Source organism: Paenibacillus spongiae (genome assembly GCF_024734895.1).
Taxonomy (GTDB): Bacteria; Bacillota; Bacilli; order Paenibacillales; family Paenibacillaceae; genus Paenibacillus_Z; species Paenibacillus_Z spongiae.
Map to the genome: position 1 here is coordinate 4,635,117 of NZ_CP091430.1, position 12,707 is coordinate 4,647,823.

Sequence of the window (12,707 nt, forward strand, 5' to 3'; positions counted from 1 at the left end):
CGAATCCCTCCCATTATTTTTTATTTATCCATGCTGCCACGGCCGGTCTCCCTGCGAAGAGGCGACAATCGTTTTCACAACCTTCGCCGGAACCCCTGCAGCTACGACGCCAGGCGGAACTTGTCGCGTAACGACGGCACCGGCTGCGATGACCGTACGGCTGCCGATTTCCACGCCGGCCATGATCCGTACGCCGCATCCGATCCACACGTCACGGCCGATCCGGATTTTGCCGCAGACGACCGGATTGTCGCGAATCGGAACCGACTCGTCGTTCCATGTATGCTGAAACGAGACAAGCGAGGACTGATGCGCGATGGACACTTCATCTTCGATGTCCAGTTCGCCGTATGCATCCAGGTAGCAATGCTTGTGGATGCTTACATTCGACCCGATCGACAATCGCTCGGGATACTTCAGCTCTACGCCCCTGCCAACGAGCACATTATCGCCGCATCGTCTGGCGAGTCTCTTGAGCAGACAATACCGGAAAGCCACTCCCGCAAGCTCCGGCAGCCAGTCGCTGAGCGTCCACATCCATACCGCAACCGGCCTAGGAACAATCCGAAGCGCACCCGCTGCCGCATGGAGCAGCGGCTTAGCCTTATGAAACAAATCACGACCCCGCATTTCCCGCTCCTCCAGTCTGAAACCATTTGCGCCCCCATACGAGGGTGTAAGCACTTAAGACATATAAGATCGGCAGCACAGGCAGCTTCTTGCGGACCATGTTGTCGCCGACGGTCCCCAGACCATACTCCATCTCCCGTCCCGTCACCGTTACATAACCGACGAGGACGAGTGTGCAGGCGTAAGTAAACAGAACGGTAAACGCCAGAATATAGAATCGCCTGGACGCCTTGAAACGCAGGAAATTGAGCACCGATACACCCAGGATGAACGACATCCACAGCGCCTCAAGGGTCCTCATAGCAATCTCCGAGTTCCAGTTGTTTAGATTGACCGGATTGGGGCTAATGAACAGGAAGACCGTCAATAACGATGCGTTCATTAATCCAAGCGGTCCGATCTGCATCACGAGCAAACCCATGGCTGCAATCATGACGGTAATGGATGTCCGCATCTTCTGTGTATAGAGAAAGTATATGCCAAACGTATAGATGATCGAGTAATCCCTCAGTCCGGTTGAATAGGCCAGTACGAGAAGAAACAAGACGTACTTGCGCCGGATTAACAATCCCGCCCCATACAAGCCGAGAAGCGCGCATGCGACGTCTTTGGCGAATACGGACGACAAGAGCATGAAAGAAGGACTCACCAGCAGACCGAAGATGACAACCCCATGGAAGCGCGGACTTTGTTCATCCCGAACGTCAGGCAATGCATACTTGAAATGCAGCGCATTCAAACGGTACGTCTGATTGACGACGAGTATGAGCAGCAGCGAATTCAGCATTATGATGGCCAGCGGATCCTCCAGCTCCAGCCACTTAAACAGGGGCATATAGAGCATGCCGAAAATCGGATAGGCCGACATGTTCGCCCATTGCGTGACGACATGATCCAGCGCATAAGGCATGAAGTCGGATAACTTCTGAAACGTGCTTACCTGTTCGAAGTAATGAATTTCATCCGGGCCCGTTACAGGGTTGGTCGTCACCGCATAGATGAGCTTGCCTGCCAGCATCGCAAATATTCCGCCATACAGCGCACCAGGCGTGTTCGGCCAACGAAGCAGAAAGAAGAAGAATGGAATCAGCATGGCGAAGAACATGACCATCCCGATCTGCTCGTCCAGCGGAAACAGCAGCTTCGCCATCAGCATCAGCATCACGAGGTACATGGCCGCGATCAGCGGATGCTGAAGTGTCCGGTTAACCCCCATAGAGAAGCTCCAACCGTCGTACGCTGCTGACCATATTAAAGCCGGACTTCTCTAATGCGCTGCGCCTCCTCGCCCACTCGGGCTGCGGGGTTTCCGCAAGCATTCCGAGCGCTTCAACCCATCGGTTCGGAGGATCGTCAAGACGCAGCTTACGAACCAGCCCGAGCTCCAGATCCGCTTCCTCCGGCACCGCCTCCGACACGAGACAAGGAACGCCTGCCGCCTGCGCTTCAATGACGACGATCCCGAGGCCTTCGATTAATGAAGGGAGGACGAATCCGTCCGCAGCGCCCAGCAGCTCCGGAATGTCCTTGCGCTGACCCAGAAATTCAACCTGCTGCGACAGGCCGAGCCGATGCACCTGCTCCTCGATTCGCGCCCGGTCTGGGCCGTCGCCGATCAAAAGCAGCTTTGCTTGCGGGCAGGTCGCAGCAAATTCCGCGAACCGGTCGATCAGGAAGGAATGATTCTTCATTTCTTGAAAGCGGCCGATATGCGCGAACACAGGAATGTCAGGATCATGAATACCCAGCTTGGCCCGCAGCGAAGCTCGGTCTGCCGGCAGCGATTCATAAGGCCCTAATGCGATTGCATTCGGAAAAATCATCACCCGCCGGTCTTCCCAGCAGTCCTTGCCGAACAACGATTCGCAAGCATGACGCGAGCAGCCGAGAAGATGTGTCGCATTGCGCAGTATAAGACGCTGCATGTAAGCCCGGTATATCCTCCTCAGAAGCGGCTGCTTCGCATCGCGATGAACCGTGTGGCTGTGGCTGATGCGAACGGGAATGCCAAGCCCGCTGGCGATCTTGAGCACATATCCGCTGAATCCGAAAATGTGGCTGTGAATGGCGGCATAGGGGCCGTTCTTGCGAATGTTCGCTTCCAGCTCCTTACGGAACCGGCTTAACCCCCGCTGAGGGTGAGGCTGATGCAGAATCTTGCCGCCTAAGCTCTCGATTTCGTCATCGTAGAAGGCCTTTTCATCGGTTTGTACCGCGAAGTGGAATTCGTACTTCTCCCGGTCTGTATGCCGGTACACGTTCATGAGAAGCGTCTCGATCCCGCCGGGATGCATCTTTCCCACGACATGCAGCACTTTGATTTTCCCTGCCATCCCCTCTATCCCTCCTTTCCTGATTGAACAGTTTCACTGCCGGAAACCGAAGGAACCGGTGCGGCTTCCAGCAATCGATTCCACGCTCGTTTGGGCAGCCAGGCAACGGTCAAGATACCCATTTTCCGGTAGACGAATACCACCATGATCACATTCCAGCAGACGAGACCGACCGTAGTCGCAATGGCTGCGCCGATCATGCCTATGAGCGGAATTAGCGCGACATTCAAGACAATATTCAATATCGTCGACACAATGAGCGCCTTGGTGAGCGCATTCTGACGGCCAGTCATCGTCGCCATCATGCCGTTCTGGCCGCAATAGGCGTTCACGACTTGACCGAAGGTCATGATCAGCATCGGCCAATACGAAGCGCGGAACTCGGCTCCGAACAGTCCGAGCAGCAGCTTGCCGCCTGCGGCGAATGCGACCATCAGCATGGCGGCGAAGACAAAGCCGGAGAAGCCCGACGTCTGGCATACATGCTGCAGCTGCTTGCGTTTGCCGGTTGCGTACAGCTCGGAGAGCATCGGAGCAGCGGTCATATTCACGGCGGTAAGCGCGAATGCGGCCAATGTCGCAAGCCGGACCGCTGCGGAGAACAAACCGGATTCCGTCTCCGAATGCATCATCCCCATCATGAGGACGCCCAGCTGGCCGAGTATGAGATACATGCCGGCATTGAGCATGAGCGATACGGACAGCTTCGTCCAGGAGCGGGTATCGTACCTTGGCTCTACCGCTTCGATCTGACTGCCGATCCGTTTCCGCAGGACGACGGCCCCGATCACCCAGCTGATGGCCACTGCCGCAGCGAAGCTGATCATCGCCACGCCGGCATCCGCTTCGTTCCCGAATAACCCGATCCAGCACGCCAGGATGGCCATCGTAATGATCGGGCGCACGATTTTCTCCGGCATCTGCGAGAACAGCACATCCTTGAGCGCTTGCAGGACGCTTTGCCGGAGCGTTGCCAGCGTCAGCAGCGGAATGGTTGCCAACCCTGCCGCATAAGTCACGACCCTCTCGGTCGTCATCGAGTCTGAGCTGAAGATCAAGTACACGGCGCCCAGAATCATGGCCGTCATAGAGAGAGCCATACCAATTTGATTCGCTCTGCGGAGCAGCCCCTTAATGAACCCCCATTCATTCATGGCACGGTACGATGCGACCAACCGGACGATTGACGTATCGAAGCCAAGCTTGGTCGGAAATACGAGAAACGTGACCACCGTCGAGACGAAGGCATAGGTGCCGTAAGCTGCCGCACCCAGCATACGGGCCAGCATAACCTGCATGAGCAGAGCCAGTGCCATACCGCTGGAGTTAATGAGGAAGCTGATGCTGCCTCCCCGCCTCAGCATCTTCTTTACGGAGGAGCTTTGCTCCTGAGCTGCGAGTGTTTCGACTTTAGCCATGGAACCGGACCGCCCCCTTAAGACACGTTCGAAACGTTGCTATACGTGGGCACGAGGTGCTTAAGTACGGCGCGGATTTCATTCGGATGCTGGCCGATCACTTGTTCCAGCTTGCGGATCTCGAATTCAAGCTCCGTCCGGTTAATCTGCATCGGCCTTCCGATAAAGATACGGTTATGCTTGGTCGAAGACATGCCTTCCTCATTGGTCAGCAGCTCTTCGTAGAGCTTCTCGCCTTCGCGGATCCCGGAAAACTTAACCTCGATATCGATATTCGGTTCATAGCCGGACAACCGGATCAAATCGACAGCCAGATCATATATTTTGACAGGCTTGCCCATATCGAGAATGAACACTTCGCCGCCCTTGGCGAAGGCGCCGGCTTGAATAACGAGCTGAACGGCTTCCGGGATGGTCATGAAATAACGGACCATCTCCGGATGCGTAACGGTGACCGGACCGCCCTTGGCAATCTGATCCTTGAAACGCGGGATGACGCTGCCTCTGCTGCCGAGAACATTGCCGAAGCGAACGGCAACGAACTTCGTTTCGCTGTGCTTATCCAGGCTTTGAATAAACATTTCGGCGATCCGTTTGGTCGTACCCATAATGCTCGTCGGGTTAACCGCCTTGTCGGTCGAGATGAGAACGAAACGCTCTGCGCCGTATTGGTCGGCGCACTCGGCAACGTTCTTCGTGCCGAATACGTTGTTCTTGATCGCTTCGGACGGATTCCGCTCCATGAGCGGCACGTGCTTATGAGCAGCTGCGTGGAAGATGACCGCCGGACGGAATTTGCCAAACACATCCTCCAGCCGTTTCCGGTCCTGCACATCGGCGATCACGGTCTCAATCGGCAATTCCGGGAAGGTGCTTCTCAGCTCCATCTCGATCAAATAGATGCTGTTTTCCCCATGTCCGAGCAGCAGCAGTCTTTCCGGGCGGAATGGCGCGATTTGACGGCACAGCTCGGAGCCGATGGACCCGCCGGCGCCGGTAACGAGAACCGTTTTGCCCTCCACGTAGTTCGCAATGTTATCCAGGTCGGTTCGTATCGGATCGCGTCCGAGCAAATCCTCTACGGAGACGTCGCGTACGCGGACAGCGGACGTTCTGCCTTGAATGACCTCCTGCAGATCAGGCGCGATCTTGAGCTTCGCCTTGAGCGGCTTGCAAATATTAAGGATCGCGGAGATTTGCAGCTTAGAGACGGACGGCATGGCGATAATGATTTCGTCGATCCGCTCTTCTTCCGTAATCTTCGCGATATCATTCCTGCTGCCGAAGACAGGCAGGCCGTAGATCGTCAACCGCTGCTTGTACGGATCGTCATCGATGAATCCGATAGGAATATGACGCGATTTATCGTTCTGCTGCAGCTCCTTGGCGACCAGCGTACCGCAGCTACCGGCACCGATGATAAGCGTCCGGTATCCCCCAGACCGTCTGCGCGTGCTGTATTTATCACAAAAAGCCCGCCATAGCAGTCTTGGGCCGGCCATCAAGGCCACCATACCGATCAAATGATGAAAGAGGATCATAGCCGGTACGGTAAAGCCGTATACAAGCACCACAGCTGCATAAGGAACAATGCTGGACACTAACGAAGCGTTAATGATCGCGATCACTTCACTTACTCCGGCATACTGATAGATTCGGCGGTGCAGCTTCATCCGCAAAGTACAGAAGAGACCGACCAGCCCTGCCACTACGGTATACATGAGCCATAAGCCTTGCTGAGGCTCATTCCATGGATTCGCGTACTGTAGACTGAAAGCGACAGCCAAGCTGAACACCACGGCCGAGAAATCCAGGGCAATGAGCAAATAGGTGCGGTAAGCAGCAAACATGGTTTAACCTCCCAAAAATATGGTGCGGACTTTCGGATTACTGCGAATATTCGTAATAGGCGCCCACATCCCGGCTCGACGTTTGATTCAGCATGACCCCGACGATATTCGCCTGTACGAATTGCAGCGCATCGCGCGCCTTGACAGCCTGCTGCCTCTTCACGCTGCGGGCGTTCACGACCAGAAGAACGCCGTCGCATCGGGTGGCCATCACCTGCGCATCGCTAACGGCTAGTACCGGCGGCGTGTCGATGAGGACAATATCGAACCGGGACCGCAGTTCTTCGAGCAGCTGATCCATCTTGCGGGATCCGAGCAGTTCTGAAGGATTAGGCGGTATCAATCCCGAAGGCAGTACGCTCAAATGGGAAATCTGCGTTTCTTTGATCGCATCGGCAGCCGCAGCTTGACCGGTGAGCACATTCGTCAGACCGCACCGGTTCGACAGATTATAGGTTTGATGTGCGGTCGGCTTGCGCAAATCGGCATCCACCAGAATCACCGACTTCTCGCTCTGGGCATAAGCAACGGCCAAGTTATTGATCGTCGTCGTCTTGCCTTCCCGAGGGCTGGCCGATGTAACCATGAGAAGCTGGAGCGTACGGTCCACGGATGCAAACTGCAAATTAGTGCGCAAGGTGCGGTAAGCCTCGGAGATCGGTGACATCGGGTTGAGATCCGTAATAATCGGTCTTGCTTCAGTTTGAGACATGAGACGCTTCACCCGCCTTTGCCGAGATGGTAGATTTTCGCCGTTTCCTCTTCAGGTCGCCCTGCTTGATGGAAGGGACAGCCCCCAAGGTCGGCAGTCCGAGCGCACGCTCGACGTCCGCCTCCGTCTTGATCGTGTCATCGAAGTAATCGAGCAGCAGTATGATTCCGATTCCCAGCAAGAAGCAAAGGACGAAGCTTATTGCCATATTCACCTTCGGATTAGGCTTGACCGGTGAAGGCATCTTCTCGACTTTCGCCATATGAAGCAAATAGACGTTATCAACCATCATGATCTGCGGTATCTGTTCTTGGAACACTTCCGAAATCGCGTTCACAATATTCGCTGCCTTCTTATAGTCATGATCGGTGTACGTGAGCGTGACGACTTGCGTACCGTTCACGGAGCTAAACGTAATCTTCTGCATGAGCTCCTCGGTCGTCACGCCGAATTCGGGATGCTTCTGTACAACCAGATCCATGATGGCCGGTGTGCGAATAATCTCTTTGTATGTATTGATCAGGCTAATATTGGTATTGATTGCGTTAAGATCCAACTGCAGCATGCCTGCTTTGATGTTGGGAGAATTAACGATTAATTTCGTATAGGCTTGATAGACGGGCTTAATCAACATATAGCTGATGACGCCGGCCGCTGCCGTTCCTAGCACGACAACAAGAGCGACAATCCAGATCCGCTTGCGAATGATCGATATATAATGTTTTAAATCCAGTTCAGTCGTCAATGGGTGCTAACCTCCATCCTGAGTTTTGAATGGCGACCATCCGGCAAAGAGCCGCAGCTGCCTTTTACGGTAAAGAGTTGGTTTTGGTTGTACTTCTAAATTGTGAATGACCGCTCGGGCGTTTCGTTCATAGTAAGCGATCGTATCCTGTCCCAGCTTGGTCTCTGCAACCTCGTATGCGGAACGCAGCTCAAACGGCCTCGTTGTACCGTTATGCGAATCCGATGCGATGAAATGAATTAAATTTCGGCGGCACATCTCGATGGCCGCCGATTTCACCTTCGAACCGAAACGCCCGGTAAGCGAATGCGATGTCACTTGGCATAGCGCTCCGTTATCGACCAGAGATTTCAGCTTGTCAGGATCAGCAGCAAGCTCGGCATTGCGTTCGGGATGAGCAATGATTGGGGTCCAGCCCGCGATCCGAAGCTCGTGCAGCGTATCGTCGAATCTTGCCGGAACATTGGAAGCTGAGAACTCTAATAACAAATAAGTTGACTCTCCGAGCGGGAGCAATTTCCCTTCTTCCAAATCATCCAGCAATCCGTCATATACTCTTATCTCCTGCCCGGGCAATACCCGCAGCGGAATTTGCCGTTTCCTGAGCTCGGCGTTTAAGAGGCCCGTTCGTTCCCGGATGTCCGCCGCTTCAGTATCATAACGCCCCGCACGATAATGCGGAGTTGCATAGATGGTCGTCGCTCCATCGTCAACTGCCGATTGCGCAAGCGATATCGATTCCTCCAAGCTGGTTGGTCCGTCATCAAGACCATGCAGCAGATGACAATGAAGATCGATCATAACATCTCCTCCCAGATCTCGACTCGTAACGATTATGTCATAAATAGATCGAGGGCAATGAGGGAATAAGGTAATAATTTCAATTAGGCGTTACTGTTTATTTTGCAAAAATGAAAATAAGCTATCATCCCTAGTTTCAAGTTTTGTTAACTCCGAATTAACATCCATATTTAACCATTTATAGTTGATTCAGGACGATTATTTGCAATTATGATAGAATTCTAACACCCTTTATTTTATGTATATTTCGAACAATAGTCTTACACTTTTCTTACAAATAAAATCGCTCTCATCCCATACAGAACAACAGATTAGCCGTATTTTTCCTATTCTTAGAAAAATCGCCTAGGAACGGATTAGCACGATCGGCGGGCTCTTCGATAAGGACCAAGGACATAGATGCCTTTTTTTTGGGACAGTTGGCATAGGTTTACCTTTCCTTCACACGGCCATCGACTGATCCTATTCAAGACCCAGGTTCGCTTAAAGTCGGGAATATTCGCCCATTTATTACAATTCCGATGGAATTAACCCCTAATATGAGGCCTAGCCGCTTACCGAAATTTGCAGCATATTGTTAACAACAGGTATACTTTCCTGCTAATAACCGATTAAATAGGGAAAATATATTCAGTTTCAATTCCATTTGTTAAGGTTTCTTGGACAATTCGCACATTATCACACTAATATCACCCAGTACCTTGCTGAACACAGTAGCATTATGGTAGGATAGTTTCGTCAGGAGGGATGAGATGGATATGTCCGAATGGACGTCTCAAGCGCGTCGCGGAATATTGGAATACAGTATTTTGCTGCTGATCAGCAAAAAATCACGATACGGTTATGAACTTGTTACGCTATTGGACCAATGGGAGCCGCTTGCCGTCACGGAAGGAACGCTCTATCCGCTTCTGCGCCGTCTGCTGAAGGAGAAGTACATCGACTCCCAGTGGAAGGAATCCGAGGCGGGCCCTCCGCGAAAGTATTATAGTTTGACCGAAGCCGGTCACCGTCTAATGGAAGCTATGTCGCTCGAATGGAGCAAGCTTTCTACTGCCATGAATCAAATTGTCATGTATCGAGGAGAGAAATCTTAAAATGAGTCCAAATGGAAGAGCTTATCTAACAAAGTTGTATGAACTGCTGCATAAGACCCCGGAGGAGGAACGGCTCGACGCCGTTCGTGAAATTGAAAGTCATATTAGGGATGGAATTGCAGGCGGTCAGCCGGAGGAGGTCATCTTGGCACGATTAGGAGACCCCCGCAAGCTTGCGAGGGCCTATCGGAGCGAGTATTTGGTGGAGCGCCGTTCCAGCCGATCGATTAAGGACGTTCTGGCCATAATCAGATTCTACTGTACGGACGGACTATTAAGCGTCATGATCATTCCGGTTCTTGCCACGATTGCTTATGGATTCGGCTTCTGTGCCGTACTTTCGATCGTCGCCGGCATCATTCGCAGCTTTGGCGTTACTTGGATCAATATGAGCATCGGGCCCGGAACGGAAGTTCCGACGGAATGGAGCATGGCCTATGCCGGCGTTATTGGCGGCATTCTGGGCGTTATTGCCTTCTACAGCCGTAAATATATGCGTGCTTATATCGGCTATCTCTCTTCCCGTTATAGAATGGTGCTGCCCAGCCATCAGAAATAGCAAAATGTTGCTATGTAAGCTCCAGGACGGTAAGCTCGGGGCGGCACCAGAATCGGATGGGCAAGGTTGTCGTGCCTATTCCCCGATTTGTGTATACCGGTAGCTGAGCTGCACCTGCATGATAAAGCCCATCCACGTACTTCTTCCCATGCGGCGGCGCAATCAGATGGCCGATAAACGGTAGCCGGATTTGCCCGCCGTGCGTATGTCCGGATAGCTGAAGCTTCACCTGCGGCCAATCCGCCGCCGTATCCGCGAAGTCCGGCTCATGCGCCAGCAGAATCACCTTATCCTCCGGCAGCGTGCCGCCAAGGGCCCGCTCCAGGTCGGGCTGTCCGAGCATAAGATCATCCACACCTGCCACGATCAGACGGCTGCCGCCCTTCTCGATCGCGGCATGCCGATTAAGAAGCAGACGGAAGCCGGTCTTCTTCCAAAAGTCGGAGACGCCGCTCCTGCCTTCGATTCCGTAGTCATGATTGCCGAGCACGGCAAATTTACCCAGCGGCGCTTGCAGGCTCATCATCATATCGGTGCATTGGCTTAGCCCTTCTGTCCCGTCATCGACCAGATCGCCGGTGAAGCAAATGAGATCCGGCTTTAATCTCTCAATTCTATTGATCACCTGGATCAAATCATCTTTATCAAAATGGTAGCCGAAATGCACATCGCTGAAATGTACAATACGCGTACCGCGGAAGGGGTGCTTCTGGTTTCCGTCAAACATCGGTATGGCCACGGTATTTACCTCGACCCAATTTCGTTCCACATAATAGCTATAGGCTGGAGCAGCAGCCGCAGCGGCAAGTCCGCTTCCGGCTACCCACTTAAGAAACCGTCTCCTCGTCATTCTCGGGTTGCTGGCCATCGTATGCTCTCGTCCTCTCCGCTTGCTATTGATTACATAGAGTAGACGATCCGTCAACGCGTTTTGTTTTTACCGGCCGCATAAGCGGCGAACCGGTCCGCAACATATGCGGCCAAGATGCCTGCTGCATAACGAACCAGATCGGCTGGCAGAAAACCTGATCCCAACACCAACGCACCGATTGTTGTTGCGCGCACGCCGTTAATCCAGTCCGCTTGATACAGCTGACTGCATTCGATGATCAAGCTGAAGAGTCCCGCGAACCATGCCGATACGGATTTCTTGCGGTTCGTCAGAATGAGCCGGAATCCGAAATAGATCATGCTCGCCCACAGTACGTCGCCTGCATGACGCGACACGAAATCCGGTATGTATGCGGCATAAGCCCGTGAACCGAGACCAAGCACAATCACGATTGCGATCGTGACGCAGTACCCTATTCTGATTCGCATGACTCATCATCCTTGTCCTTCAGGTCGATTAAGCATCGATCCTTATGTCTAGTGCTAGAATATGCCCGCCTCATTCTTCGTAAACTCATCGAGCATGGCGGTATATTTGCCTCGGTTATATATTGGCACAGAATTAGTTCACGAACGTACTTCTTACACGGACAGACTTCAAAAAGTAAGGGATCCAAATGAGACAAGTCAACATATTTCCGATCAACTTGCTGAGTGATTTGCCGATCCCCTGGCCAGCTGTAAGCGGAATATATTGTGCCAGTATAAACCCGGCCGTAGAGAGTATCAGTACGGCTGCAAAATAAGTGATTACCATAGGCACCAATAATCGTTTCTTCCTATACATCAACAGGAGAACATACGAAAGAAGAACGATAAGCACTCCATTCCCGATTGCTTCGAACGGAATGATAATCGACCACATAGCATCATACATTGGTGAATCCGGAGACGTTAACCGCCCCCAGGTTTCTCCGGCGAAGATCGGCAGAATACCGGCGGATAAGTAGAGTACAGAACCGATTAACGCATACCACAGGCTAATTTGCGCCAGTATGAGCCAACCGCCCAAACCTCTTAAGTCAAGATTGCCGCGATTTGCGGGTTTCGTTGCACTCGGCCATTCGGACGGCTGACTTGGCATTAGCTTCGCTCCCTCCCGATATCCCCTGCCGTTAACTTCACATAATCGCTTCTCAAGATTGCCATCAACACCGTATCTGAATATTTCCCATTCACAAAATGCCGCTCCCGAAGCCGTCCTTCCTCGCGGAAGCCGCATCGGTCATAGCAGCGGATCGCCGCTTCGTTGAAATCGTGCACCTCAAGCTGCAGGCGGTTCATGTTCAGCCGGTCGAACACGAACTTCTGCAGCAAGCGAATCGCTTCGGCACCATATCCTTTGCCGCGCAGAGAGCGGCTGCCGATGACGATCCCCATCTCGGCGGTCCGGTTCTTCCAATCGAACTTGAACAAATCAATCTGTCCGATATAAGCCTCCGTCTCCAGATCGGCTATGACAAATCCTCTGTGATGATCGTCCTTCTCCAGCACATTATTAAGGAATGTCTCGGTCTCTGAAGTCGTATGCGGATATAGAAACACATCCGACAAGTTGTCGACCACTTCCGGGTCATTCACCCATTCCCGCATCTGAACGAAATCTTCCCCGCGGTATTCGCGCAGCATGATGCGCTCCCCATATAAACGAGGCATTCTACTCACAGCCTT

The 12,707-nt window shown here is 52.7% G+C and carries 14 protein-coding genes; 2 read left to right on the forward strand and 12 right to left on the reverse strand.

Translation table 11 applies throughout. The features are described 5' to 3' along the window. Nucleotides 1-24 precede the first annotated feature (24 nt). The 8 genes from L1F29_RS20980 to L1F29_RS21015 are packed head-to-tail and all read right to left on the reverse strand — an operon-like array spanning nucleotide 25 to nucleotide 8,489. Nucleotides 25-630 carry an acyltransferase gene (locus L1F29_RS20980; RefSeq protein WP_258383992.1) on the reverse strand — a complete coding sequence of 202 codons (606 nt, stop codon included), beginning with the start codon at nucleotides 628-630 and terminating at the stop codon, nucleotides 25-27. Next, nucleotides 617-1,846 (reverse strand): hypothetical protein, encoded by a 1,230-nt coding sequence (locus tag L1F29_RS20985; RefSeq protein ID WP_258383993.1) that lies wholly within the window; start codon nucleotides 1,844-1,846, stop codon nucleotides 617-619. Before L1F29_RS20985 ends, L1F29_RS20980 begins: the two co-directional genes overlap by 14 nt. Further along, the gene (locus tag L1F29_RS20990) at nucleotides 1,836-2,963 is read right to left on the reverse strand and encodes a glycosyltransferase family 1 protein (protein ID WP_258383994.1); all 1,128 of its coding nucleotides are present in this window, start codon (nucleotides 2,961-2,963) and stop codon (nucleotides 1,836-1,838) included. Before L1F29_RS20990 ends, L1F29_RS20985 begins: the two co-directional genes overlap by 11 nt. Nucleotides 2,964-2,968: 5 nt before the next feature. Then, a complete protein-coding gene (locus L1F29_RS20995) occupies nucleotides 2,969-4,381 on the reverse strand; it encodes an oligosaccharide flippase family protein (protein ID WP_258383995.1) in 1,413 nt (470 codons plus the stop codon). Between the two features lie 17 nt (nucleotides 4,382-4,398). Beyond that, nucleotides 4,399-6,231 carry a polysaccharide biosynthesis protein gene (locus L1F29_RS21000; protein ID WP_258383996.1) on the reverse strand — a complete coding sequence of 611 codons (1,833 nt, stop codon included), beginning with the start codon at nucleotides 6,229-6,231 and terminating at the stop codon, nucleotides 4,399-4,401. Between the two features lie 37 nt (nucleotides 6,232-6,268). Next, the gene (locus L1F29_RS21005; RefSeq protein WP_258383997.1) at nucleotides 6,269-6,943 is read right to left on the reverse strand and encodes a CpsD/CapB family tyrosine-protein kinase; all 675 of its coding nucleotides are present in this window, start codon (nucleotides 6,941-6,943) and stop codon (nucleotides 6,269-6,271) included. Further along, on the reverse strand, nucleotides 6,930-7,688 hold the full coding sequence (locus L1F29_RS21010) for a YveK family protein (protein ID WP_258383998.1): 759 nt from the start codon (nucleotides 7,686-7,688) through the stop codon (nucleotides 6,930-6,932). Before L1F29_RS21010 ends, L1F29_RS21005 begins: the two co-directional genes overlap by 14 nt. 6 nt (nucleotides 7,689-7,694) lie before the next feature. Further along, on the reverse strand, nucleotides 7,695-8,489 hold the full coding sequence (locus tag L1F29_RS21015; RefSeq protein WP_258383999.1) for a tyrosine-protein phosphatase: 795 nt from the start codon (nucleotides 8,487-8,489) through the stop codon (nucleotides 7,695-7,697). Between the two features lie 752 nt (nucleotides 8,490-9,241). Here L1F29_RS21015 and L1F29_RS21020 point away from each other — a divergent pair. Both L1F29_RS21020 and L1F29_RS21025 read left to right on the forward strand, forming a co-directional pair. Beyond that, complete coding sequence (locus L1F29_RS21020; RefSeq protein WP_258384000.1) at nucleotides 9,242-9,586, forward strand: PadR family transcriptional regulator; 345 nt, start codon at nucleotides 9,242-9,244, stop codon at nucleotides 9,584-9,586. A gap of 1 nt (nucleotide 9,587) precedes the next feature. Continuing rightward, entirely contained in the window at nucleotides 9,588-10,145 is a 558-nt protein-coding gene (locus tag L1F29_RS21025) for a DUF1700 domain-containing protein (protein ID WP_258384001.1), read from the forward strand. Nucleotides 10,146-10,155: 10 nt separating this feature from the next. Here the strand turns inward: L1F29_RS21025 and L1F29_RS21030 are convergent, their stop codons facing one another. The 4 genes from L1F29_RS21030 to L1F29_RS21045 all read right to left on the reverse strand — a co-directional run bounded on the left by L1F29_RS21030 (nucleotide 10,156) and on the right by L1F29_RS21045 (nucleotide 12,692). Next, nucleotides 10,156-11,013 carry a metallophosphoesterase gene (locus L1F29_RS21030; RefSeq protein ID WP_258384002.1) on the reverse strand — a complete coding sequence of 286 codons (858 nt, stop codon included), beginning with the start codon at nucleotides 11,011-11,013 and terminating at the stop codon, nucleotides 10,156-10,158. A gap of 53 nt (nucleotides 11,014-11,066) precedes the next feature. Beyond that, complete coding sequence (locus L1F29_RS21035) at nucleotides 11,067-11,465, reverse strand: ribosomal maturation YjgA family protein (RefSeq protein WP_258384003.1); 399 nt, start codon at nucleotides 11,463-11,465, stop codon at nucleotides 11,067-11,069. 133 nt (nucleotides 11,466-11,598) lie between these two features. Next, on the reverse strand, nucleotides 11,599-12,120 hold the full coding sequence (locus tag L1F29_RS21040; protein WP_258384004.1) for a DUF2569 family protein: 522 nt from the start codon (nucleotides 12,118-12,120) through the stop codon (nucleotides 11,599-11,601). Continuing rightward, nucleotides 12,120-12,692, reverse strand: coding sequence for a GNAT family N-acetyltransferase (locus tag L1F29_RS21045; protein WP_258384005.1), 573 nt, complete (start codon nucleotides 12,690-12,692; stop codon nucleotides 12,120-12,122). Before L1F29_RS21045 ends, L1F29_RS21040 begins: the two co-directional genes overlap by 1 nt. Nucleotides 12,693-12,707 lie beyond the last annotated feature (15 nt).